Here is a 23,491-nt window from a genome sequence, read left to right on the forward strand (position 1 = left end):
CGTGGCGCGCTTCTCGCTGTCGCCGGAACCGTTCGACATCGCGCCCCTGCGCGAAGCGCTGGAAGACGCCAGCGCCGGCGCCTTCGCGGCCTTCGAGGGCCGCGTGCGCAACCACAACGACGGCCGCGCCGTGGACGGCCTGCATTACGAGGCCTACGCCGCGCTGGCCGAAGCCGAGGGCGAGCGCGTGCTGGCCGAGGCGCTGGACCGCTTCGACATCCTCGACGCCCGCTGCGTGCACCGCACCGGCGACCTGGGGGTCGGCGAGATCGCGGTCTGGGTTGGCGTTGCCGCCGCCCACCGCGACGCCGCCTTCGCGGCCTGCCGCTACGTCATCGACGAGGTCAAGGCGCGGGTGCCGATCTGGAAGCGCGAGGGCTACACCGGGGGCGGTGAGGACTGGCAGCATCCCCTGCCATAGCAACCCCGGGTTTCGCAGGCGCGTGCGTGGGCGCGGCAAGGCATTACCGGCAAAGCCCGACCGCGCCCAAGTGTGAGCAGCGAAGAATGCGGCGCGAACGCCGGTGTCATGGATGTCGACCGAAGGAAAGCCCCCCTTGGCAACGGGTGCCCCGAAGGGGCAGGGATCGGAAGCACATGGCCGGGGCCCGTGATTTGCGAAGCAGATCATGGGTTTCTCATGCGAAGCATGGAAAAGGCGATGGCCCCGCCGGCTGACCTCGGCACCCGCGTCGATCGATACCGTTGCTGCCTTCCGGCCCTGGCGGGGTTTTCGACCTAGCGTCGCGAGGGGCCGACGGGGCCACCATAGAGACTGCGTCACGTCACGACGCGAAAAACTGGCGGAGAGAGGGGGATTCGAACCCCCGAAGCGCGGTTTAGACGCTTACACACTTTCCAGGCGTGCTCCTTCAACCACTCGGACACCTCTCCGCTGGAACCTGAAGGAAGCTTCCGGCAACGCTCAGGGGCGCCGATTCTAGCCGTGGCAGGCAGCGGGGACAAGCAACGATGGCGGGCTGCGGCGACATCGGGTGCCCGCTGGCGGTGGTCCATTCACATGCGCCGCGATCACCGCCCCGGGGCTGCCACCGCGGCGGGATCGTCCGGTGCGGCATGGCAGAATGCCCCCATGTCCTACCTCGTCCTCGCCCGCAAGTGGCGCCCCAAGCGTTTCGCCGAACTGGTCGGGCAGGAACACGTGGTCCGCGCACTGTCCAACGCGCTCGATTCGGGCCGCGTGCACCACGCCTACCTGTTCACCGGCACCCGCGGCGTCGGCAAAACCACCATCGCGCGCATCTTCGCCAAGAGCCTGAACTGCGAGCGCGGCACCGGCGCCGATCCCTGCGGCGAGTGCGAAACCTGCCAGGCGATCGATGCCGGCCGCTACATCGACCTGCTGGAGATCGACGCGGCCTCCAACACCGGCGTCGACAACGTCCGCGAGCTGATCGAGAACGCGCAGTACATGCCCTCGCGCGGCCGCTACAAGGTCTACCTGATCGACGAAGTGCACATGCTGTCGAAGCAGGCGTTCAACGCGCTGCTCAAGACGCTCGAGGAGCCGCCGGAGCACGTCAAGTTCCTGTTCGCGACCACAGACCCGGAAAAGCTGCTGGTGACGGTGCTCAGCCGCTGCCTGCAGTTCAACCTCAAGCGGCTGGACGAGGATCAGATTTCCGGCCAGATCACCAAGATCCTGGGCGCCGAGGGCATCGCCGTCGAACCCGGCGCGGTGCGCCAGCTGGCCAGGGCCGCCGACGGCAGCCTGCGCGACGGCTTGTCGCTGCTCGACCAGGCGATCGCCTACACAGGCGCCAACGGCGACAACGCGCTGACCGACGCCGCGCTGGCGAGCATGCTCGGCACCGTCGACCGCACCCGCGTCGGCGCGCTGCTGTCCGCGCTGGCGGACGGCGACGGCAAGGCGCTGCTGGACGAGGTGGCGACGCTGGCCGAAATCTCGCCGGACTGGTCGGGCGTGCTCGACGCGCTGGCCGACGCGCTGCACCGGGTGCAGGTGAAGCAACTGGTGCCCGCGATCGATGTCGAGGCCAACGGCGTGGACGTCGACGTGCTGGCCGCGGCGCTGCGTCCGGAAGTCGTGCAGCTGTGGTACCAGATGGCGCTCAACGGTCGCCGCGACCTGTCCCTGGCGCCGAGCGCGCGCGCGGGCTTCGAGATGAGCCTGCTGCGGATGCTGGCGTTCCGCCCTGCCGAAGGCGGCGCGGTGGCCGGCGACGCGTCCGCCGCGGCGCGCAGGACCGGCCCGGCCGCGGCGCGCGCCGCGCTGGAGGGCGCAAGCGCGACGAAGCCGGCGCGTGCGCCGGAACCGCCGCCGCCGCGTCCCGCGCCGGTTAAGCCGCCGGTCGCACAGGCGCCCGTGCCGCAGGCGCCCGTCGAGCCACCGCCGCCGCGCGCCGAGGAATCGAAGCCGGCACCGGCACCGGCAACACCGCCGGCGGCCGCGGCGCAAACCGCGTCACCGGTCGACCTCGATGCGGCCACGTGGCCCGACTTCGTCGCCGCGCTCGACCTGCGCGGACCGGTGAAGGAACTGGCCGCCAGCGCCGGCTTCGTCGGCTGGTCCGACGGCGTGCTGCAGCTGTCCCTGCCGCCCGCCGACGACCACCTCAAGGCGCCGTTCCTGGTGTCGCAGCTGGCCACGGCGCTGGCCGCACCATTCGGCGTGCAGCCGCAGATCCGCTTCGGCACCGCGCAGGTGGTGGCCGAAACCCTGCATGCGCGCAACGAACGCCAGCGCGACGAACGCCAGGCCGCCGCCGAGAGCGCCTTCCTCGCCGACCCGCAGGTGCAGCGGCTGATGTCGCAGCACGGCGCGAAACTGGTGCCCGATTCGATCCGCCACTACGAAGACCAGGAATAACGACATGCGTGGAAACATCGCCCAGCTGATGCAGCAGGCGCAGAAGATGCAGGAGAACATGCAGCGCGTGCAGGAAGAGCTCGCCAGCCTCGAGGTCACCGGCAACGCCGGCGGTGGGATGGTGGCGGTGACTCTCACCGGGCGCATGGAGTGCCGCAAGGTACGCATCGACCCGGGCGTGCTGTCGGACCCGGAAATGGCCGAGGACCTGGTCGCCGCCGCCTTCAACGACGCGGTCAACAAGGCCAACGCCGCCTCGCAGGAAAAGATGGGCGCCGCCACCGCCGGCATGCCGCTGCCGCCGGGGATGAAGCTGCCGTTCTGAGGGCCTTGATTTGGTGATTGGCGATTCGAAAGAGCCGGTGGTATGGCTGTCATCCCGAGCGCAGCGAGGGATCTGCTTGTTGGGTGACGCCGATGGAACAGATCCCTCGCTGCGCTCGGGATGACATCGTCGAAACCGGCTTTACGAATCACCAATCGCCAATTCCCCTCCATGTCCTCATTGCTCGAACAACTGATCGAAGCCTTCCGCGTCCTGCCGGGCGTGGGGCAGAAGACCGCGCAGCGGATGGCTTACCACGTGCTCGAACGCGAGCGCGACGGCGGTCGCCGGCTGGCCGAGGCGTTGTCCGAGTCGATCGAACGCATCGGCCACTGCGCGCGCTGCCGCGACTTCAGCGAAACGGAGATCTGCACCACCTGCGCCAGCGCCGCGCGCGACGTGCAGCAGCTGTGCGCAGTGGAGTCGCCTGCCGACCGGCTGGTGATCGAGCAGGCGACCGGCTATCGCGGCCTGTACTTCGTGCTGCAGGGCCGGCTCAGCCCGCTCGACGGCATCGGACCGCGCGAACTCGGCCTGGAACAGCTGGCCGAGCGCCTGGCCTCGGGCGAGGTGCAGGAACTGATCATCGCCACCAACCCGACCGTCGAAGGCGAGGCCACCGCGCACTACCTCGCCCAGCTCGCCCGCAACCACGGCGTGCGCCCCAGCCGCCTCGCCCACGGCGTGCCGCTGGGCGGGGAACTGGAATACGTGGACCGCGGCACGCTGTCGCATGCGTTCGGGTCGCGGAGCGAGATGCCGTAGGGCTCGGGACTCGGGACGGCGGGGGTGCGCGCGGCCGGCGCTATCATCGAGTCACCCGCCCAGTCCCCAGTCCCGGCTTTCCACCATGACCACCATCTTCCACAAGATCATCCGTCGCGAGATTCCGGCCGACATCGTCTACGAGGACGACGACATCATCGCCTTCCGCGACATCGCGCCGCAGGCGCCGGTGCACGTGCTGTTTGTGCCCAAGACCGATGTCGCCACGCTCAACGACCTGCGCGAGGACCAGGCCGCGATCGTCGGCCGCCTCGCGTTCGCGGCGGCGCGCTACGCGAAGGAACAGGGGTTTTCAGAGGACGGTTACAGGATCGTGATGAACTGCAACGACCACGGCGGGCAGACCGTGTTCCAGATCCACCTGCACCTGCTGGCAGGCGCGCAGCTCGGGCGCTTCGGTACGCCGGGCTGAGCCGCGATCGCACATGATGCGATGCGCGCATCCGGATATGCGCATCCGGATGCCAGCCCAAAACAACTCGCTGTCATCCAAAAACTCGTCGCCATTCCCGCCTGCGCGGGGATGACGACGGGGCGGCCGTGTCAGACCGAAGGTGGCTGCCATGAAAAACGCCCGGCGGCCCGGGCGTTTTTCATTTGAACTTTCAAGCCGGAAAGCGGCGACTCACCACCAACCCCACCACGGCCACGGCGCCGGCCGCGTTACCACGTTCACCCGCTCGCGGATCGGCCACAGGTAGACCACGTCCGCGGCGACGTGTGGAAAGCGGTAGTCGTAGCCGCCGATGCGGCGGTTCTCGTAGCCGTCGATGTGGCCGGTGAAGCTGATCTCGCGGTTGCGCTCGAACACCGCCGGGTCGTAGAAGCCGGCGCGGCAGGCGATGAAGCGGCCGCCGGTGTCGTCCTCGGCCCAGTACGGGCGGCCGCTGGCGGTCAGGCGCGTGGAGACGATCTCGAAGCAGGTGCGGTTTTCCTTCGGTTCGACCTGCACGATGCGGCCGCCCCAGCGCACGGGGGCGCCGGTGCTGTCGAGCTGTGCGGCTTCGCGCGGGGTGATCGGGTTGAACTCGCCCTGCAGCGGCTGCGGCACGGTGGAGCAGGCGGCGAGCAGGACGCTGGCGAGGCCGGCGGCGGCGAGCGTGCGGACGTTCATGCGGATCTCTCCGGTGGCATGCGGTCGACTGTAGCGGATCAGGGGCGATGCCTGCGCAGTGCGCGGACCAGTGCGTCCAGTTCGCGCCGCCCCTGTGTGCGCCCGTCCAGGGAAGCGTACCGCCATTGGGCGAAACGCGCGCTGAGCGACTGCAGCTCGTCCGACCCCGGCCGCGCGGCGGCCACGCGTGCGGCCCATGCGCCGGCGGGTTCATGCGCTGCACGCGCGAATCCGAGCCGGGCATAGCGGGCGCCGAGCCGGTGCCAGGCGCGCAGCAGGCGGTCGCCTTCGCGCTCGGCGCGGGCGGTGAGCCAGAGCATCCAGCCGATCGCCAGCGTGGCCGCGGCGGCGAACAGGGCGATCAGGCCGCGCGGGTCGAGGCGCTCGATGCCCAGCGGCTGCAGCAGCTTCTGTTGCCGCGCGGCGTCGAAGCCGAGCACGAAGTCGTTCCAGCCGCGGCGCATCCAGTCGGCGACGTCGCGGACCGCCGCCAGCCGGTCGGTGAGGCCGCCCAGGCCAGCGAGTCCACCGCCGCCACCGCCGGCGCGATCGGCGAGCGTGTCGTAGATGCGTTCGGGCGCGACGGCGGCGGTCGGGTCCACGCGCGTCCAGCCGCGGCCGGCGAGCCAGACTTCGGCCCAGGCGTGCGCGTCGGAGCGGCGCACGATCCAGTAGTCGCCATAGCGGTTGCGGTAGCCGCCGACGTAGCCGGTCACCACCCGCGCGGGAATCCCCGCCGCGCGCATCAGCACCACGAACGCGGAGCTGAAGTGCTCGCAGAAGCCGGCCTGCTGTTCGAACAGGAACTCGTCCACCGAGTGCCGGCCCAACAGCGGCGTGGTCAGCGTGTAGGCGAAGTCGTCGCGGATCCATGCCAGCGCGCGCTCGACGATGGCGGCGTCGTTGTCGCCCGCCTCGAGCCGCCATTGCCGCGCCAGTGCCACGGTGCGCGGGTTGTAGCCTTCGGGCAGGCGCAGCGCGAGCTGGTGCAGGTAGGGGCGCAGCTCCGGTTCGAACGCGACCGGCGCGGCCGACTGCATGCGCCAGCGGGTCAGGGTGCCCAAGGGCCGCGGTGCCTGCAGGCCGTAGTCGTGGTCGAGGTGGGTGCCGTCCGGCGCCGCGACCGGAAGCTCCAGTGCGACCATCTGCCGGCGCTCGGTGGGTTCGAGTGCCATCTCGTAGTCCCAGGTGCGCGCGGCGCGGGTGACCGCTGGCGGCGGCAGGCTGCGCAGCCAGCGCGAGCCGGTCCAGGTGCGGCCGTCGAAGTTCCACAGCACCGGGCCGCGCCAGTACATCTGCGAAGTGGGCGGCGTCGGGCCGAAGAACGTCACCCGCAATGCCGGCGTGTCGTCGTTGATGAAGTCGATCCATTCGCCGGGCGACATGTGGTCGGACAGGCCGGGGCGGGCGAGCGCGCGTTCGGGCACGCCCCACAGCGGCGTGGCGATGCGCGGGAACAGCCAGAACGCCGCCAGCGCCAGCGGCAGCCCGATGGCGACCAGCCGCCACACGCCCAGCAGGCGTCGCCAGGGCGGTGCGGCGTGCGCGATGTCGCCCGATTCCAGGTCGGCCACGCGCAGCAGCGCCGCCAGTGCGAGCGTCACGCCCACCAGCCCCAGGGCCAGCGACAGCGGTCCCTGGTCGAGCAGGAAGGTGGAGAACGGCGCGAACAGGGCGAAGCCGAGCAGGCTGCGGGCGTCGCGCACGCCAGCCAGTTCGACCGGCTTGATGGCCAGCATTGCCGCGAGCAGCGCACAGGCCGTGTCGCGCCCCAGCGCGAAGCGTGCGCTGGCCAGCACGTAGCCGACCAGCGCCACGGCCAGCAGCAGGCGCAGCCAGCCGGGCAGGCGGCGGCGGGACGTCACCGTGACGATCACCGCACCGATCGTGGCGATCGCCAGCGCCATGGGAATTGGCAGCTGCCGCAGCAGTGGCAGCAGGCAGGCGGCGGCCGCGGCGAGCGTCCACAGCCGGCTTTGTGGATCGAGCGGGGCCGCCGTGAAGCGCGCGCGCGGCTGCATGGCGCCGGGTTTTTCCGCGGCGGGCGGCAGGGCGTCAGCGCGGGCCGACATCGCCGCCTCCGGCTTCGGGCATCAGCGCCAGTGCACGCAGGCAGGCGTGGCGATGTTCGGCGCCACGTGCGGGGCCGAGCGCGGGTTGCCCCGGCAGTTGCAGGCGCCAGCGGCGGCCTTCGCGCTCGGCCTCGTCGACCCAGCGCGCCAGGCGCCGGATGCGGTCTTCCCACGCCAGCGCGCGCACGTCGTGCCAGTCGAGTACGAGGTCGGCGCCCAGTGGTTGCTCGTACTCGCGGACCAGCAGCGTGCCGTGGCGGGCGGAGGGCTTCCAGGCGATCGCGCGGCGGCTGTCGCCGCGGCGCCAGGCGCGCAGATGATGGACGTCGTCGCCGGCCGGGTGCAGGCGTGCCTGCGCACCGTCGCCGCTGCCTTCGGGCAGGGGCGGGCCACCGGCTTCCGGGGCCGGGTAGACCAGCAGCGGCCGCTCCGGCCACGCCCAGGCCCAGGCGCGGGCCAGGCCCAGCGGCCGGGTGGTGGAGATGCGCAGGCGCCCGGGGTGCAGCCGGCCGCGTCGCCGGGTGGGGATTTCCAGCGTCGTCGTGCCCGCGTCCTTGTCCAGCGAAAGCACCGCGCTGGCATCCAGGCATTCCACGCGCAGCCCGCGGCGGGTGCGTCCCGGCTGCGCGCGCACGTGCACGTCCAGCTGCAGCGGCTTGCCGGCCGCGACCGGTTCGGCGTCGATCGCGACCACCTGCAGCCCGCTCAGCTGCAGGTGCGCGGCGAACAGGCTGGTGTTGGCGGCCCCGGCCAGAAGCAGCGCCAGCAGCAGCGCCGGGTTGTTGTTGTAGTTGAGCGCGCCCACCGCCATCGCCAGCAGCAGGAGCAGGAAGAACCAGCCGAACGCGGTCGGCAGGATGTAGACGCGGCGGCGGTCGAGCGTGGCCGGCAGCGGTTCGGGACGGCGCGGCCGCGCCAGCCGTTCCAGGCGCCCGCGCCAGCCGGCTTTCGGCGCGGCGGCCGCAGCCACGGGCCTAGTCCACCCGCACGCCGTGCAGGATCGACTTCGCCAGCGCGTGGCCGTCCCCGGCGTCCGCGTCGCCTACCAGCCGGTGCGCGGCGACCGCGGGGAACAGCGCCTGCACGTCCTCCGGCACGACATGCGCACGGCCGAGCAGCAGCGCATGCGCGCGTGCCGCCCGCAGCAGGGCGATGCCGGCGCGCGGCGACAGCCCGACGCGCACGCCGGGATGGTGGCGGCTGCGGGCCAGCAGCGCCTGCACGTATTCGACCAGTGCGTCGCTGGCGTGGATGGCGGACGGCGCGCGCAGCAGCGCCAGCACGCCGCCGTCGCCGAGCACCGGCAGCGCCTGCGCGATCAGGTCGCGGCGGTCGTCGCCGGCGAGCAGGGCGCGTTCGGCGTCGCGGTCGGGATAGCCCAGGGTGAGCCGCAGCAGGAAACGGTCGAGCTGCGAGTCGGGCAGGGGATAGGTGCCGGCCAGGTCGACCGGGTTCTGCGTGGCGATCACGAAGAACGGATCCGGCAGCGCGTGCGTGCTGCCGTCGACGGTGACCTGGTGTTCGGCCATCGCCTCGAGCAGCGCGCTTTGCGTGCGCGGCGGCGCGCGGTTGATCTCGTCGGCCAGCAGCACGTGTGCGAACACCGGCCCGGGGTGGAACTCGAAGCGCTGCGCCTGCGCGTCGAACAACGACACGCCCACGATGTCCGAGGGCAGCAGGTCGGAGGTGAACTGCACGCGCTGGAAGCCGAGCCCGAGCGTGGCCGCCATCGCATGCGCCAGCGTCGTCTTGCCCAGCCCGGGCAGGTCCTCGATCAGCAGGTGGCCGCCCGAGAGCATCGCCACGAAGGCCAGCCGCACCTCGTGCTGCTTGCCCAGCACCAGCGTGTTGACCTGCGCCTGCGCGCGCTTCACCGCGTCGCGCACGTCGTCGGTTAGCATGTGCCGCTGCGCGGGAATGGCGGTCATGCGTCGTCGCTCCCTGGAGAAGTATCCGAGTGTAGCGAGGTCGCGCCAGATGCGGAAAACGATCGACATGCGCGTGCTGTTCATCGCGCTTTGGGCGGGCATCTCGCTGCTCAAGGTGATGATGGCCGCGCGCCTGCCGCTGTTCGTCGACGAGGCCTTCTACTGGCAGGAAAGCCGCCACCTGTCGTGGGCGTACTCGGACCTGCCGGGGCTGACCGCATGGCTGATCCGGATCGGCGATTTCGTGTTCGGCGAAGGCAGGCTGGCGCTGCGCACGCCGTTCCTGCTGATCGCCGCCGCCTTGCCGTGGCTGGTGGTGCGGATCGCCGCGCGCGAATTCGACATGCGCCACGCATGGCTGGCGGGTATCGCCGCGCTGCTGCTGCCGCTGGCCGGTTCGCTCGGCCTGCTGGCGCTGCCGGACGTGCCGATGGCGCTGGCGACCCTGCTGTGCATGGACGCCGGCGCGCGCCTGCTGCGCAACGTCAGCGACGGCGCAGCGCTGCTGCTCGGCGCCGGGCTGGCGATCGGTGCGCTGAGCCACTACCGCTTCATCGCGGTGATCGGCGTCGGTTTCGTCGTGCTGCTGTCGACCCCGGCCGGCCGCCGCGTGCTGGCCGACCCGCGGGTGTGGATCGCAATCGCCTTCGGCGCCGCGGCGTGGACGCCGCTGATGGCGTGGAACATGGACAACGCCGAGGCCGGGCTGCGGTTCCAGCTCGTGGACCGGCATCCGTGGGCGTTCCATGCCGACGGCCTGCAGTTCATCGCCATCCAGGGCCTGCTGGTGACGCCGCTGTTGTTCGTCGCGCTGCTGTCGGCGGCCTGGCACGGGCGCGCGGCCGATGCCGGACGCCGCTACCTGGCGTGGCTGGGCGGGCTGGTCGTGCTTGGCTTCTTCGTGCTCGGCTTCTTCGCCGACACCCGGCGGGTGAGCTTCCACTGGCCGCTGCCCGGTTACCTGGCGCTGCTGCCGCTGCTGCCGGCGCTGCTGGATCGCTGGGCGCCCTGGCTGCGGCGCCTGACGTGGGCGCTGGCGGCCTGCGGCCTGGTCGCGGTGCTGGGCTATTACGCCGCCGTGTCCGCGCCGTCGGTGCGCGAACAGACCGCGGCGCTGAAGTGGTACCCGTCCAACTTCGCCGGCTGGGATGCGCTGGCCGCCGAAGTGCAGGCGCGGCGCGCGCGGATGCCGGGTCAGGTACAGCTGGTCGCCGGCAACTTCAAGATCGGTGCCGAGCTGGGGTTCGCGCTCGGCGAGCCGGATATCCCGGTGCTCCCGCATCCGCTCAACCGCGAGCACGGCCGCGCGCCGCAGCTGCGGCTGTGGGGGCTGCGCAGCGACACGGCGTTCGACCGGCCCACGCTGCTCGTCGTCGGCGCCAGTGACGTGGAGTACAAGAACCTGCTGCAGCGCTACCACGCGCTGTGCCAACAGCTCGGCCCGCTGCCGGCGCCGCACGCGCTCAACATCGACCACGGCGCGCAGCGCTACGTGCTGTTCGAGTTCGATGGCAAGCCGGCCGCCGCCGATGCGCCGTGCACGACGCCGGCGATGGCCTGGTTCGACGCGCCGGTGTCCGGGGCGAAGGTCGAACGGCACTTCGACGTGTCCGGCTGGGCATTCAAGGACGGCGTCGGCCTGTCGGGCGTGGAAGTGCTGCTCGACGGCAAGCCGATGGCGAAGGCCGAGTACGGGCTGCCGAGCCCGGGCACGGCGTCGTACTGGAAGATCTCCACCGACCCGCAGCATCCGAAGGTCGGTTTCCGCGCCCGCGTCGATGCCGGCGGCCTGGCGCGCGGGCGGCACTGGCTCGGCCTGCGCCTGCACGGCCGCGACGGCAGCGTCGAGGACTGGAGCGAGCAGCCGGTGGATATTCAATAGGGCCTGCCAGGATCCCGGTCGGCATCGACCCTACGGCAAAGCGAATCCCGCCTCGCGCAGCAGGCCTGCGGTGGCGATCAGCGGCAGCCCGACCAGCGCGGTGGGGTCCCGTGATTCGATCGCCGCGAACAGGGTGATGCCGAGGCCTTCGGATTTGAAACTGCCGGCGCAGTCGAAGGGCTGCTCGGCATCGACGTAACGCGCGATCTCGTCCTGCGACAGCGTCCGGAAGCGCACCGTGGTGGTGTCGAGCGCAGCCAGCTCGCGGCCGTCCGGCCCGGCCAGCGCGACCGCGGTGCGGAAGGCGACCGCGCGGCCCGACATCGCCTCCAGTTGGGCGACGGCCCGTCCGCGGCTGCCGGGCTTGCCCAACGGCGCACCGTCGAGTTCGGCCACCTGGTCGGAGCCGATCACCCAGTCGGCCGGGCGCCGCGTGGACACCGCCGCGGCCTTGGCCAGCGCCAGGCGCGCGACCAGTGCCACCGGCCTCTCGCCGGGGAGCGGGGTCTCGTCGACCTCGGGCCGCTCGGCGTCGAACGGCAGCCGCAGCCGCGCCAGCAGTTCGCGGCGGTAGACGGAGGTGGAGGCGAGGACCAGGCCCATCGGGACGGCCGATCAGGGCATCGTGGCGCGGGCGCGCTCGACCTGCACCAGCTGCTGGTCGATCCTCAGGCGCGCGGCCTCGATCGAATCGCGCACCAGGCGCAGCTCGTCCAGCGAGGCGTCGCCGCCGTGCTGCTGCAGCCACAGCCGCTGGCGCAGCATTTCCTGCATGGCTTCGCGCACGGGATTCTCATCGCTGCCTGCGACGGCCTCGATCTCGGCCCGCGCCTCGCGCAGGCGCGCCTCCAGGCCGTCGGCGGCGTCCAGCAGCCCGGCGACCGCGCGGTGGCGCTCGCTGTCCCGGCGACGGCGCAGCAGCAGGACGAGGAGGAGGGCCGCGACAATGGCGGCCGGCAGCGCGAGGATCGGGGTCAAGAACGGGCCATCGGGCGGGCGGATCGGCAGTCTGCCCCGAGCCGGCCGCGACGGGCAAATTCCCTGCCGCCGCGGGCACTTGGCGACAGGGGGCGGGTTTGACAGCGGTGGGCGCCATCCTTAACATTCCCCGGCTTATGTCCACGGATGTCCCCGAGATCCTCGACGCTTGGCGCATGGTCACGGCCCGGCGCGGTTTCGCGGGGCGCCTGCCGTTGTCGTCGATGCCGCGCCTGCGCGATGCATTGGTCGATGACCGGGGCGAGGTGGCGTTCGCGCTCCAGTTCGACCGCGACGCGCTGCAGGTGCCGTACGTGGAACTGCGGATCGATGCCGCGCTGCCGCTGCAATGCCAGCGCACGCTGCAACGCTTCGAGTTCCCGGTGGCGATCGTGCAGCGGCTCGGCCTGATCGCCGCCGGTGGCGACGAGGAGGTCGAGGAAGCCGCGCTGCCGGAGGGCTACGAGGCATTGCAGCTGCCCGCGGACGGGATGCTGCGGCCGGCGGAGCTGGTCGAGGACGAGTTGATCCTCGCCGTTCCGGTGGTGCCGGTGAAGCCGGGCTCCGAGGCAGTGGAGCGCGACTGGCCGGTGCAGGCGGACGAGGAATTGCGCGCCAACCCGTTCGCGGCGCTGAAGGACCTGAAGAAACACTAGCGGCAAGCAAGACGAAGCATCGCAACATCCATTCCGCCGGCGGCAGGCGCCGCCCGGCCCGAGCAACAAGATCGTTCCCGGAGCAATCCCATGGCTGTCCAGAAGTCCCGCGTTTCCCCCTCCCGCCGTGGCCAGCGTCGTTCGCACGACTCGCTGACCGCCAAGCAGCTGTCGACCGACCCGACCTCGGGCGAGACCCACCTGCGCCACCACGTCACCGCCGACGGCTACTACCGCGGCAAGCAGGTGATCGTGCCCAAGGCGCAGGTCGTCGAGGAAGACTGATCCTCGCCAGCCCCGCCATCGCGGCGGGGCGTGGTCATAGCGTTGCAGCATTGCCCCGCACTGGTCCCGGCGTGCTGTTCATCAGCCGGCTCGCCGGCACGAACCACGTGAGGGCAGCACCGACATGAGCGAGCAAGCCTCGAACCAGCGCATTTATTCGCGGATTGCCGGCACCGGCAGCTACCTGCCGGAAAAGGTGCTCACCAACGACGACCTGGCCAGGGTCGTCGATACCAGCGACGAGTGGATCGCCAGCCGCACCGGCATCCGCCAGCGCCACATCGCCGCCGAAGGCGAGACCACCGGCGACCTGGCCTACCACGCCGCCGTGCGCGCGCTGGAAGCAGCCGGCGTCGATGCGTCCGAAATCGACCTGATCGTGCTCGGCACGACCACGCCGGACCTCATCTTCCCGTCCACCGCCTGCCTGCTGCAGCACCGGCTGGGCGCCAACGGCTGCCCGGCGTTCGACGTCAACGCGGCGTGCTCGGGCTTCGTCTACGCGCTGTCGGTGGCCGACAAGTTCATCCGCAGCGGCGCGGCGAAGACGGCGCTGGTGGTCGGCGCGGAAACGCTCACCCGCATGGTCGACTGGAGCGAGCGCACCACCTGCGTGCTGTTCGGCGACGGCGCCGGTGCGGTCGTGCTCAAGGCCGACGACGACACCGGCATCCTCAGCACCCACCTGCACGCCGACGGCGGCAAGAAGGAACTGCTGTGGAACCCGGTCGGCGTTTCCGTCGGCTTCAAGGAAAACGAGAAGAACGCCGGCGTGCGCATCCGCATGACCGGCAACGAGGTGTTCAAGCACGCGGTGAAGGCGCTTGACGCGATCGTCGACGAGACGCTGGACGCCAATGGCCTCGACCGCCACGACCTCGACTGGCTGATCCCCCACCAGGCCAACCTGCGCATCATCGAGGCCACGGCCAAGCGCCTGGACATGCCGATGGAGCGTGTCATCGTCACCGTCGACCAGCACGGCAACACCTCGTCGGGCTCGGTGCCGCTGGCGCTGGACGCCGCGATCCGTTCCGGTAAGGTGCAGCGCGGCCAGCTGTTGCTGCTGGAGGCCTTTGGCGGCGGCTTCACCTGGGGTTCGGCGCTGTTGCGCTACTGAGTCCCTGCCACGCGCATTGCGTGGCGCGCCAAGCGAGCGAGGTGCGCGATGTCCGTCACACGCAGGACGATCGAAGGCCGCAAGGCCTGGGAAAAACGCTATCGCGATGACGGCCGCATCCGTCGTCGCGTGGGCCTGCGCGCGCTCGATTCCGTCGCCCGCCGGCTGGGCATGGCCGCGCTGCGCCCGCCGCCGCACTACGCCGGCGGCAGCGCGCTTGCGGTCGAGGCGCGGCGCCTGCGCACGCTGCGGGCGCAGGGCGTGCGTGTTCCCGAAGTGCTGTCGGAGGCCGACGGCGCGCTGTGCATCAGCGACATGGGCCGGACCCTGGCGGCGCAGCTGCGTGAAGCGGCCGGCGACGCCGCCGCGACCGACGCACTGACGCGCGCCGCGGTGTCGGCGATCGTGGCCGCACATGCGCGTGGGGCCTACCTGGGCCAGCCGCTGCCGCGCAACATCACCTGGGGCGCGGGCGGCATCGGATTCCTCGACTTCGAGGAGGATCCGCTCGAAGTCATGACCCTCGAACAGGCCCAGGCCCGCGACTGGGTGCTGTTCGCGTTCGGCATGTCCAGGTATTACGACCGCCGGCCCGAAGCGCTGACCGACATCATCTCCGAGTCGATCCGCAGCGCGCCGGGGGAAGTGACGCGGCACGTGCGCCGGGTGGGCGAACGCCTGCGCCGGTTCGGCTTGGCCATCCGCTGGCTCGGGCGCTCGGCGCGCGCGCTCGCGCATTCGATCCTGGTCATCCACGCCGCGACCACCTGGACCCTGCTGATGGCGCTGCTGCTGGTGGACTGGATCAGCGATGGCGACCTGGATATCGTCGATTTCCTGTTCTGAGCGGCATACGGCGGGGTACAGACAACCGCGCCGGTTCGCCCGTATCATCGCGGCTCGCTTTTTCCGCAGGACCGGCGCTTGACCGCTTCTACGCTCGCATTCGTGTTTCCCGGCCAGGGCTCGCAGTCTCTGGCGATGCTGGCCGAACTTTCGGAGCTGCATCCGCAGGTGCGCGACACCTTCGCCGAGGCCTCCGACGGCGCCGGCGTGGACCTGTGGGCGCTGTCGCAGGGCGGCCCGGAAGAACAGCTCAACCGGACCGAATACACGCAGCCGGCGCTGCTGGCCGCCGGGGTGGCGGTATGGCGCGCCTGGCAGGCGCAGGACGGGGCGGCGCCGCTGGCGCTGGCCGGCCACAGCCTCGGCGAGTACACCGCGCTGGTCGCGGCCGGCGCGCTGTCGCTGCACGACGCGGCGCACCTGGTGCGCATCCGCGGCCAGCTGATGCAGGACGCCGCGCCCGCGGGCACCGGTGCGATGGCCGCCGTGATCGGCGCCGACGACGATCTCGTGCGCAGTACCTGCGTGGAGGCGTCCGGCGACGAGGTCGTGGTGCCCGCCAACTTCAACTCGCCCGGCCAGGTGGTCATCGGCGGCCACGCGGCCGCGGTCGACCGCGCGCTCGCGTTGCTGTCGGAAAAGGGCGTGCGCAAGATGGTGAAGCTGGCCGTCAGCGTGCCCTCGCACACGCCGCTGATGCGCGAAGCCGCCAACCGTCTGTCCGAGACCATGTCCGGCCTGTCGTGGCAGGTGCCGGCGCTGCCGGTGGTGCAGAACGTCGACGCCGAAGTGCACGACGGCCTGCAGTCGATCCGCGACGCGCTGGTGCGCCAGCTTTACCTGCCGGTGCAGTGGACCGGCGTGGTGCAGGCGCTCGCCGGCATGGGTGCCACGCGCCTGGGCGAGTGCGGCCCGGGCAAGGTGCTGACCGGGCTGGCGCGCCGCATCGACAAGTCGCTGGACGCGCGTGCGCTCGGCACCGTCGGCGACTTCGACGCCGCGCTGGCCGAATGGAAATGAATCGTCAGCCGCGGATGCGGCGGATGCGCACGGACAGGGCGGCATCAATGAAAAGGCCTTGTCCGCATTCATCGGCGTCATCGGTGGCAACGAAAGTTTTTTGAGGGATGGTGATGGACAAGGTATTGCAGGGTGAAGTTGCGCTGGTGACCGGCGCGAGCCGCGGGATCGGCGCGGCGATTGCCGACGAACTGGCCGCGCGCGGCGCGACCGTCATCGGCACCGCGACCAGCGATTCCGGCGCGAACGCGATCGGCGAACGCCTGGCCGCGTCGGGCGGCCATGGCCGCAGGCTCGACGTCAACGAAGCCGGCGCCATCGAGGCGCTGGTCGATGCCGTCGGCAAGGACATCGGCGCGGTTTCGATCCTCGTCAACAACGCCGGCATCACCCGCGACAACCTGCTGATGCGGATGAAGGACGAGGACTGGCAGGCGATCCTCGACACCAACCTGACCAGCGTCTACCGCAGTTGCAAGGCGGTGATGCGCGGGATGATGAAGGCGCGCCGCGGCCGCATCGTCAACATCGCCTCGGTCATCGGCGTCACCGGCAACGCGGGGCAGGCCAACTATGCCGCGGCCAAGGCCGGCATCATCGCCTTCAGCAAGTCGCTGGCGAAGGAGATCGGTTCGCGCGGCGTCACCGTCAACGTCGTTGCGCCCGGTTTCATCGCCACCGACATGACCCGCGACCTGCCCGAGGCGTCGAAGGAAGCACTGGTGCAGCAGATCGCACTCGGCCGCCTGGGCGAGCCGTCGGACATCGCGCGGGCGGTGGCGTTCCTGGCCGGCCCGGAGGCGTCCTACATCACCGGCGAAACCCTGCACGTCAACGGCGGCATGTACATGCCGTGACCTTCGGGCCGGCGAAAGCCGCTTCGCGAGGCGAGAACCTCCGCAAGAAACGGGGCGCAAGCCCTTGAACGAAAAGGAAGCCGACGGGCCGTGTCCATGGCCCGGCTTTCCCTTACACTATCCACCGCAACAGCCTCCACCGGAGCCAACAACCAATGAGCAGCATCGAAGAACGCGTCAAGAAAATCGTCGTCGAACAACTGGGCGTCAAGGAAGAAGAAGTCAGCAACAGCGCTTCCTTCGTCGACGATCTCGGTGCCGACTCGCTCGACACCGTCGAGCTGGTGATGGCGCTCGAGGAAGAGTTCGAGTGCGAGATCCCCGACGAGGAAGCCGAGAAGATCACCTCGGTGCAGCAGGCGATCGACTACATCAAGGCCCACGTCAAGGCATAAGCCCTTGTGGGGGCCCAAGCCCGGCGCCAGCGCCGGGCCCTGCGGCGGCAGGGAGCACGCGCTTCCTGCCGCCGCGTCGTGACAATCCGGGGCCGCGCTTGCGGCCTCGGGCGTTTCCGGCGCGCATCCGCCGCGACGCGGCGCGCGCATCGCAACCGAATCCGAAACGGAGCCAGCAATGTCCAAGCGTCGCGTCGTCATCACCGGTCTCGGCATCCTGTCCCCGGTCGGCAACGGCCTGGAGGCGAGCTGGGACGGCATCGTCAACGGCCGTTCCGGCATCGGCCCGATCACCCATTTCGACGCGTCCGCGTTCCCCACCCGCATTGCCGGCGAGGTGAGGGGCTTCGATCCCACCGCCTGGATCGCGCCGAAGGATGTCAAGAAGATGGACCCGTTTGTCCATTACGGCGTGGCGGCGGCGATGATGGCCATCCAGGACGCCGGCCTCGACATCGCCGCCGATCCCGAGAACATCGGCGTGGCGATCGGCGCCGGCATCGGCGGCCTGCATGGCATCGAGGAGACCACGCTCAAGTACGCGGCGGGCGGCCCGCGCAAGATCTCGCCGTTCTACGTGCCCAGCACGATCATCAACATGATCGCCGGGCATGTGTCGATCATGACCGGCGCCAAGGGGCCGAACATCGCCGCGGTCACCGCCTGCACGACCGCGACCCACAACATCGGCCTGGCGATGCGCATGATCCAGTACGGGGAGGCCGAGGCGATGATCGCCGGGGGCGCCGAATACGCTACCACCCCCACCTCGCTCGGCGGGTTCTGCGCGATGAAGGCGCTGTCGACGCGCAACGACGAGCCGGAACGCGCTTCACGCCCCTGGGACGTCGAGCGCGACGGCTTCGTCATGGGCGATGGCGCCGGTATCCTGGTGATCGAGGAGTACGAACGCGCCAAGGCGCGCGGCGCGCGCATCTACGCCGAGCTCGCGGGCTTCGGCATGAGTGGCGACGCGTTCCACATGACCGCGCCCAGCGAAGGCGGTGAGGGTGGTGCGCGCTGCATGGCCGCGGCGATCCGCGACGCCGGCGTCGATCCCTCCCAGGTTGGTTACATCAACGTCCACGGTACCTCCACGCCGCAAGGCGACCTCGCCGAAACGATGGGCATCAAGAGCGTGCTCGGCGACCACGCCTACAAGACCATGGTCAGCTCGACCAAGTCGATGACCGGCCACCTGCTCGGCGCAGCCGGCGGCGTGGAAGCGGTGTTCTCGGCGATGGCGCTGCATACCGGCGTGATCCCGCCGACGATCAACCTCGACAACCCGTCCGAAGGCTGCGACCTGGATTACGTGCCGCACACCGCGCGCGAGAAGCAAGTCGACGTCGCGATGTCGAACTCGTTCGGCTTCGGTGGGACGAACGGCTCGCTCGTGTTCCGGCGGATCTGAGGCGCGCGGCTCATCCGGGGGCAAGCGGTTCACGGCGGCAGTTCGTCTGGCCGTCATCCCCGCGAACTTCCCCGATCCGGTCATTCCGCGCGAGCGGGAATCCATGGACGTCGGCCCATCCAAAGCAAAGTCCGGAGCAGTTCGTGCCACGGATGAACACGGATCGACGCGGGTCGGGCAATTGAAATGGATTTCCGCCCTCGATCTTGAATGGCTCGAGGGCGGGTCCTGTCGGAATGAGGAACTTGCAGACGCCGGCGATTGCGGCGTCCCATTTCGTGTGAGAGGCAAGCCGCGCAGATGCTCGTCACCCGAACGCTCCCTCCCGAGACCACCGACCTGCTGGCCCTGCACCGGCTGGCGCCGTCGCGCTATCCGCTACTGCTCGAATCGGCCGCCCACGGCACCGCGCAGGGACGCTGGGACATGCTGCTCGTCGCGAACGGCGAATCGCTGGCCCTGCACGTCGACGGCACCGTGCGCGACGCCGGTGGCAGGGAAGTGCCGGGCGATTTCCTGTCCGCGCTGGACGATCAATGGCGGCGCCTGCAACTCCCGCGCGAAGAACCGCGCTGGCCTTTCCGCGGCGGCTGGGCGCTGTTCCTCGCCTACGAACTCGCCGCGCAGGTCGAGCCGGTGCTCTCGCTGCCGGCGGCGCCCGGCGCGCTGCCGGTCGCGCTGGCGCTGCGCTGTCCGGCCGCGGTGCTGCGCGACCGCGCCACCGGCGAATGCGTGGCGGTGGCCGAGGCCGGCCGCGAGGACCTGCTCGCATGCATCGACGCCGATGCGGATTCCGCGCGCGCGCTGCCTCCGCTGCCGCCGTGGCAGCCGCCGCATCGCTGCGGCGAAGACCTCCCGGCTGCCTTCACCGGCGGCGTCGCCCGCATCCTCGACTACCTCGCCGCCGGCGACGTGTTCCAGGCCAACCTGTCGCGCGGCTGGAACGCGGAATTCGAAGCGCCGCTGGACCCGGCGCGGCTGCACGCGCGCCTGCGCGAGTTCAACCCGGCACCGTTCGCCGGCCTGTTTGCCGGCGACGGCTGGGCCGTGGCCAGCGCGTCGCCCGAGCGCCTGGTTTCCGTGCGCGGCGACGTGGCCGAAACCCGCCCCATCGCGGGCACCCGCCCGCGCTTCGCCGGCGACGACGACGCGGCCCGCATCCACGAGCTGGTTGGCCACCCCAAGGAGCGCGCCGAACACGTGATGCTCGTCGACCTGGAGCGCAACGACCTCGGCCGCGTGTGCGTGCCCGGCAGCGTCGAGGTCGACGAACTGATGGCGGTGGAGAGCTACGCCCACGTGCACCACATCGTCAGCAACGTGCGTGGACGGCTGCGCGCCGATGCCACACCCGGCGACGTGATTCGTGCGGTGTTTCCCGGCGGCACCATCACCGGCTGCCCCAAAGTGCGCTGCATGCAGGTGATCGCCGAACTGGAAAGGGTCGGTCGCGGCGCCTACACCGGGGCCATGGGCTGGCTGAACCGCGACGGCGACCTCGACCTGAACATCCTTATCCGCAGCGCCGAAATCGAGGGCCGGCAGCTGCGCTTCCGCACCGGCGCCGGCATCGTCGCCGACTCCGATCCCGCACGCGAACTGGACGAAACCCGGGCCAAGGCCCGCGGGATGCTGCGGGCGCTCGGCCTGTAGCGCGCGGGCCGGCCGCAGCGGCGGCGGCCACGGTATCCTGCACCCCATGCTTTCGAACATCATCACCACGGGCGGCCGACCATGAGCGCCACCGGCAAGCGCGGCCGCGGCCTGCGCATCTTCTTCATCCTGTCCGCGCTGCTGGTGGGCGCGTTCGCCTACTGGGCTTACGACCGCTACACCGGCTTCGTCGACGCGCCGCTGTCCGGGCTGGAGGCGGGCGAAAGCCTGGTGGTCGAGCGCGGCGACTCGTTCGCCAGGGTGCTGCAGCGCCTGCGCGACCAGGGCGTGCGCGAGGGCCACGAGCTCGAATGGCAGCTGCTCGCGCGCCAGCTCAAGGCGGCGGGGAAGATCCAGGTCGGCGAGTATCCGCTCGCACCCGGCACCACGCCGCGCACGCTGCTGGTGGCCATGCGCGACGGCAAGGTGCTGTCGTACCGCTTCACCATCGTCGAGGGCTGGAACATCCGCCAGCTGCGTGCGGCGCTGGCGAAGGCGACGCCGCTCAGGCAGGAAACCGCGGAGCTGGACGATGCCGCGCTGATGGAGAAGCTCGGCCATCCCGGCGAGCATCCGGAAGGGCGCTTCCTGCCCGAAACCTACGTCTACACCCGCAACGACACCGACCTGGCCCTGCTTGGCCGCGCCCACGCCGCGCTGGACAAGGCGCTCGACGCCGCATGGCAATCGCGCGACGCGGACCTGCCGCTGCAGTCGAAGGAGGAAGCGCTGGTGCTGGCCTCCATCGTCGAGAAGGAAACCGGCATCGCCGACGAACGGCCGCAGATCGCCGGCGTATTCCTGCGCCGGCTGAAGCTGGGCATGCGCCTGCAGACCGATCCCACCGTGATCTACGGCATGGGCAGCACCTACGCCGGCAACCTGCGCAAGGTCGACCTGCTTGCCGACACGCCCTACAACACCTACACCCGCGACGGCCTGCCGCCGACGCCGATCGCCATGGTTGGTGCGGACGCGCTGAAGGCCGTGACGCACCCGGCCGACGGCGACGCGCTGTATTTTGTCGCCGTCGGCGACGGCAGCGGCAGGCACGTGTTCTCGAAGACGCTGGCCGAACACGAGGCCGCCGTGCGCGAGTACATCCGCCGCTACCGCGCGCAGTACGGGCCGAAATGACCGGACTGCGATCGCATCCGCGCTTCGTGTCGCTGGAAGGCGGCGAGGGCGCCGGCAAGACCACGGTGCTGCACGCGCTGCGCGACGCCCTGCGCGAGGACGGCGCGGAGGTTGTCAGCACGCGCGAACCCGGCGGCACGCCGCTGGCGGAAATGATCCGCGACCTGCTGCTGGACCCCGGGCACGAGCCGCCGGCGGCCGAAACCGAACTGCTGCTGATGTTCGCCGCACGCGCCCAGCACGTGCGCGAGACGATCCTGCCGGCGCTCGAACGCGGCGCGTGGGTGATCTGCGACCGCTTCACCGATTCCAGCTACGCCTACCAGGGCGGCGGGCGCGGCCTCGATGCGGGCCTCATCGCCGAACTCGAGCGCCGCGTGGTCGGCCTGCAGCCCGGACTGACCCTGCTGCTGGACGTGGACATCGCCCAGGGCCGCGAGCGCACCCGCGGCCGCGACCTGGCGCGCGGCGCGAATGGCCCCGACCGCATCGAACGCGAGCGCGACGAATTCTTCGAACGCGTACGCGCGACCTACCGCGCGCGCGCCGACGGCGAGCCGGCGCGCTTCCGCGTGATCGACGCCTCGCAGCCCGCGCAAGCCGTCGCGGCCGAGGCCGTCGCGCGGCTGCGCGAGTGGCGGGACGCGGCGGCATGAGCAGCGGGCCGGACTTCGCGCCGTGGCAGCAGCGCGTGCACGACCACGCCGCGGCGGCGCTCGACGCCGGCAGGCTGGGGCACGCGCAGCTGTTCTGCGGGCCGGCGCGCCTGGGCAAGCACGCCGTCGCCCTGCAGCTCGCGCGGCGCCTGATGTGCACCCGGCCCGTGGCCGGCGGCGGACCGTGCGGCCGCTGCCGCGGCTGCGAGCTGATGGCCGCCGGTTCGCATCCGGACTTCATGGACATCTCGTTCGTGCCGACCAAGGACGGCACGAAGCTGCGCACCGAGATCATCATCGACCAGATCCGCACGCTGTCCGAGCAGCTGGGTCTGACGCCGCAGTTCGGCGGCGCGCAGGTCGCGATCATCGACCCGGCCGACGCCTTCAACCACGCCGCCAGCAACGCCCTGCTCAAGACGCTGGAGGAGCCGGTGCCCGGGCGCTACCTGTGGCTGGTCACTGCGCGCCCGGAGCGGCTGTCGGCCACCATCCGCAGCCGCTGCCAGCGGCTCGAGTTCCGCCTGCCGCCGCGCGAGGAAGCACAGGCGTGGCTGCAGGCGCAGGGGCATGCGCGCAAGGCCGCCGACGAGGCGCTGGACGCCGCGCGCGGCCATCCGGGACTGGCCGACGCCTGGCTGCGCGACGGCGGCATCGCGCTGCGGCGCGAAGTCGCCACGGACCTGGCGAAGCTTGCGCGCGGCGAACTGGGCGCGGTCGAGGCCGCGCAGCGCTGGACCAGCGGCGACGACGCGGCGATGCGCCTGGGCCACGCCGCCGACCTCGCCCTGGCCGAGGCCGCGAACTTGACCACGCCGGCGCGAATCCGGAAGCTGGCCGCCTGGTTCGACGCGGCCAACCGCACCCGCGAACTGCTGCGGACCACGGTGCGCGCCGACCTGGCGGTCGCCGAGCTGCTGTTGGCCTGGCGCGACGACGACGGCACCCATGCGGGGCAAAGGGGCAGGGCATGAGCACGACAGCAGGCGGCGCACGGCAGGGCATCCTGTCGCTGGCGGTGAAGGACAAGGCGCAGCTCTACGCGGCCTACATGCCATACCTCAAGCACGGCGGCATCTTCGTGCCCACGCCCAAGCGCTACTTCCTCGGCGACGAGGTGTTCCTGCTGCTGACCCTGCCCGAGTCCAGCGAGCGCCTGCCGGTCGCCGGCAAGGTCGTCTGGGCCACGCCCACCGGCGCCCAGGGCAACCGCACCGCGGGCGTGGGCGTGCAGTTCGCCGACACGCCCGAGGGCGAGACGGTGAAAGGCCGGATCGAAACCCTGCTCGCCGGCGCGCTGGGCGCGGACAAGCCGACGCATACGATGTAAAGCGCCGCCGCGCATCCCGGAGCCCATGTAGGAGCGGCTTCAGCCGCGAGCTCTTTCAAGCCGTGACAGGCAACTGGAAGGGGCATGCAACCGGGTGTCGCGCGCGGCCGACGAAAAGCTCGCGGCTGAAGCCGCTCCTACAAAAGCCGGGATGTTCCGGCGACGGGTTCGGGCGTGGAAGCCGGA

Annotated in this window: 25 protein-coding genes, 1 tRNA gene and 1 other RNA gene; 19 read left to right on the plus strand and 8 right to left on the minus strand. The window is 71.0% G+C overall.

Annotated features, from left to right (window positions below; translation table 11 throughout):
* Nucleotide 1: 1 nt before the first annotated feature.
* Complete coding sequence (locus ABD679_RS07400; protein ID WP_344759317.1) at nucleotides 2-421, plus strand: molybdenum cofactor biosynthesis protein MoaE; 420 nt, start codon at nucleotides 2-4, stop codon at nucleotides 419-421.
* Between the two features lie 243 nt (nucleotides 422-664).
* Here ABD679_RS07400 and ffs read toward each other — a convergent pair.
* Nucleotides 665-761: signal recognition particle sRNA small type (ffs, locus tag ABD679_RS07405), an RNA gene on the minus strand.
* 40 nt (nucleotides 762-801) lie between these two features.
* Nucleotides 802-894: transfer RNA gene (locus ABD679_RS07410), tRNA-Ser, on the minus strand.
* A 199-nt stretch (nucleotides 895-1,093) separates the two neighbouring features.
* Here ABD679_RS07410 and dnaX point away from each other — a divergent pair.
* From dnaX to ABD679_RS07430, 4 genes are all read left to right on the plus strand, one after another.
* Nucleotides 1,094-2,851, plus strand: coding sequence for a DNA polymerase III subunit gamma/tau (gene dnaX, locus ABD679_RS07415; protein ID WP_344759318.1), 1,758 nt, complete (start codon nucleotides 1,094-1,096; stop codon nucleotides 2,849-2,851).
* A gap of 4 nt (nucleotides 2,852-2,855) precedes the next feature.
* Entirely contained in the window at nucleotides 2,856-3,176 is a 321-nt protein-coding gene (locus tag ABD679_RS07420) for a YbaB/EbfC family nucleoid-associated protein (RefSeq protein ID WP_344759319.1), read from the plus strand.
* Nucleotides 3,177-3,347: 171 nt separating this feature from the next.
* Complete coding sequence (gene recR, locus ABD679_RS07425; RefSeq protein WP_344759320.1) at nucleotides 3,348-3,941, plus strand: recombination mediator RecR; 594 nt, start codon at nucleotides 3,348-3,350, stop codon at nucleotides 3,939-3,941.
* Between the two features lie 85 nt (nucleotides 3,942-4,026).
* Nucleotides 4,027-4,374, plus strand: a complete 348-nt coding sequence (locus tag ABD679_RS07430) for a histidine triad nucleotide-binding protein (RefSeq protein WP_344759321.1) — start codon at nucleotides 4,027-4,029, stop codon at nucleotides 4,372-4,374.
* 213 nt (nucleotides 4,375-4,587) lie between these two features.
* Here ABD679_RS07430 and ABD679_RS07435 read toward each other — a convergent pair whose 3' ends face one another.
* Genes ABD679_RS07435 through ABD679_RS07450 form a run of 4 tightly spaced genes read right to left on the minus strand, consistent with a single transcriptional unit; the run spans nucleotide 4,588 to nucleotide 9,076 of the window.
* The gene (locus ABD679_RS07435) at nucleotides 4,588-5,076 is read right to left on the minus strand and encodes a Slp family lipoprotein (protein ID WP_344759322.1); all 489 of its coding nucleotides are present in this window, start codon (nucleotides 5,074-5,076) and stop codon (nucleotides 4,588-4,590) included.
* Nucleotides 5,077-5,114: 38 nt separating this feature from the next.
* The gene (locus tag ABD679_RS07440) at nucleotides 5,115-7,097 is read right to left on the minus strand and encodes a transglutaminase TgpA family protein (protein ID WP_344759555.1); all 1,983 of its coding nucleotides are present in this window, start codon (nucleotides 7,095-7,097) and stop codon (nucleotides 5,115-5,117) included.
* Between the two features lie 34 nt (nucleotides 7,098-7,131).
* Complete coding sequence (locus ABD679_RS07445; protein ID WP_344759323.1) at nucleotides 7,132-8,118, minus strand: DUF58 domain-containing protein; 987 nt, start codon at nucleotides 8,116-8,118, stop codon at nucleotides 7,132-7,134.
* Nucleotides 8,119-8,122: 4 nt separating this feature from the next.
* The gene (locus ABD679_RS07450) at nucleotides 8,123-9,076 is read right to left on the minus strand and encodes an AAA family ATPase (protein ID WP_344759324.1); all 954 of its coding nucleotides are present in this window, start codon (nucleotides 9,074-9,076) and stop codon (nucleotides 8,123-8,125) included.
* Nucleotides 9,077-9,125: 49 nt separating this feature from the next.
* Between ABD679_RS07450 and ABD679_RS07455 the strand changes: the two genes are divergently transcribed.
* Nucleotides 9,126-10,958, plus strand: a complete 1,833-nt coding sequence (locus ABD679_RS07455; protein ID WP_344759325.1) for an ArnT family glycosyltransferase — start codon at nucleotides 9,126-9,128, stop codon at nucleotides 10,956-10,958.
* 30 nt (nucleotides 10,959-10,988) lie between these two features.
* Here ABD679_RS07455 and ABD679_RS07460 read toward each other — a convergent pair whose 3' ends face one another.
* Together ABD679_RS07460 and ABD679_RS07465 are read right to left on the minus strand one after the other, a co-directional pair.
* Entirely contained in the window at nucleotides 10,989-11,561 is a 573-nt protein-coding gene (locus ABD679_RS07460) for a Maf family protein (RefSeq protein ID WP_344759326.1), read from the minus strand.
* A gap of 12 nt (nucleotides 11,562-11,573) precedes the next feature.
* The gene (locus ABD679_RS07465; protein WP_344759327.1) at nucleotides 11,574-11,936 is read right to left on the minus strand and encodes a hypothetical protein; all 363 of its coding nucleotides are present in this window, start codon (nucleotides 11,934-11,936) and stop codon (nucleotides 11,574-11,576) included.
* Nucleotides 11,937-12,073: 137 nt separating this feature from the next.
* Between ABD679_RS07465 and ABD679_RS07470 the strand changes: the two genes are divergently transcribed.
* From ABD679_RS07470 to ABD679_RS07530, 13 genes are all read left to right on the plus strand, one after another.
* Nucleotides 12,074-12,592, plus strand: coding sequence for a YceD family protein (locus tag ABD679_RS07470; RefSeq protein ID WP_344759328.1), 519 nt, complete (start codon nucleotides 12,074-12,076; stop codon nucleotides 12,590-12,592).
* A gap of 90 nt (nucleotides 12,593-12,682) precedes the next feature.
* Entirely contained in the window at nucleotides 12,683-12,877 is a 195-nt protein-coding gene (rpmF, locus tag ABD679_RS07475) for a 50S ribosomal protein L32 (protein ID WP_344759329.1), read from the plus strand.
* 124 nt (nucleotides 12,878-13,001) lie between these two features.
* The gene (locus tag ABD679_RS07480) at nucleotides 13,002-13,997 is read left to right on the plus strand and encodes a beta-ketoacyl-ACP synthase III (protein ID WP_344759330.1); all 996 of its coding nucleotides are present in this window, start codon (nucleotides 13,002-13,004) and stop codon (nucleotides 13,995-13,997) included.
* Between the two features lie 48 nt (nucleotides 13,998-14,045).
* The gene (locus tag ABD679_RS07485) at nucleotides 14,046-14,843 is read left to right on the plus strand and encodes a BUD32 family EKC/KEOPS complex subunit (protein WP_344759331.1); all 798 of its coding nucleotides are present in this window, start codon (nucleotides 14,046-14,048) and stop codon (nucleotides 14,841-14,843) included.
* A 78-nt stretch (nucleotides 14,844-14,921) separates the two neighbouring features.
* The gene (gene fabD, locus ABD679_RS07490) at nucleotides 14,922-15,863 is read left to right on the plus strand and encodes an ACP S-malonyltransferase (RefSeq protein ID WP_344759332.1); all 942 of its coding nucleotides are present in this window, start codon (nucleotides 14,922-14,924) and stop codon (nucleotides 15,861-15,863) included.
* 113 nt (nucleotides 15,864-15,976) lie between these two features.
* Nucleotides 15,977-16,720, plus strand: a complete 744-nt coding sequence (gene fabG / locus ABD679_RS07495) for a 3-oxoacyl-ACP reductase FabG (protein ID WP_344759333.1) — start codon at nucleotides 15,977-15,979, stop codon at nucleotides 16,718-16,720.
* A 155-nt stretch (nucleotides 16,721-16,875) separates the two neighbouring features.
* Complete coding sequence (gene acpP / locus ABD679_RS07500) at nucleotides 16,876-17,115, plus strand: acyl carrier protein (protein ID WP_027081355.1); 240 nt, start codon at nucleotides 16,876-16,878, stop codon at nucleotides 17,113-17,115.
* A gap of 178 nt (nucleotides 17,116-17,293) precedes the next feature.
* Complete coding sequence (fabF, locus tag ABD679_RS07505) at nucleotides 17,294-18,529, plus strand: beta-ketoacyl-ACP synthase II (protein WP_344759334.1); 1,236 nt, start codon at nucleotides 17,294-17,296, stop codon at nucleotides 18,527-18,529.
* Nucleotides 18,530-18,829: 300 nt separating this feature from the next.
* Nucleotides 18,830-20,182 carry an aminodeoxychorismate synthase component I gene (locus ABD679_RS07510; protein ID WP_344759335.1) on the plus strand — a complete coding sequence of 451 codons (1,353 nt, stop codon included), beginning with the start codon at nucleotides 18,830-18,832 and terminating at the stop codon, nucleotides 20,180-20,182.
* Nucleotides 20,183-20,263: 81 nt separating this feature from the next.
* The gene (gene mltG, locus ABD679_RS07515) at nucleotides 20,264-21,319 is read left to right on the plus strand and encodes an endolytic transglycosylase MltG (RefSeq protein ID WP_344759336.1); all 1,056 of its coding nucleotides are present in this window, start codon (nucleotides 20,264-20,266) and stop codon (nucleotides 21,317-21,319) included.
* Nucleotides 21,316-21,975 carry a dTMP kinase gene (tmk, locus tag ABD679_RS07520; RefSeq protein ID WP_344759338.1) on the plus strand — a complete coding sequence of 220 codons (660 nt, stop codon included), beginning with the start codon at nucleotides 21,316-21,318 and terminating at the stop codon, nucleotides 21,973-21,975. Before mltG ends, tmk begins: the two co-directional genes overlap by 4 nt.
* Nucleotides 21,972-22,949, plus strand: a complete 978-nt coding sequence (locus tag ABD679_RS07525; RefSeq protein WP_344759340.1) for a DNA polymerase III subunit delta' — start codon at nucleotides 21,972-21,974, stop codon at nucleotides 22,947-22,949. Before tmk ends, ABD679_RS07525 begins: the two co-directional genes overlap by 4 nt.
* Nucleotides 22,946-23,305, plus strand: a complete 360-nt coding sequence (locus tag ABD679_RS07530) for a PilZ domain-containing protein (protein WP_344759341.1) — start codon at nucleotides 22,946-22,948, stop codon at nucleotides 23,303-23,305. The genes ABD679_RS07525 and ABD679_RS07530 overlap by 4 nt, the downstream gene beginning before the upstream one ends.
* Nucleotides 23,306-23,491: the final 186 nt, after the last annotated feature.

The organism is Luteimonas lutimaris (genome assembly GCF_039537065.1).
GTDB lineage: Bacteria > Pseudomonadota > Gammaproteobacteria > Xanthomonadales > Xanthomonadaceae > Luteimonas > Luteimonas lutimaris.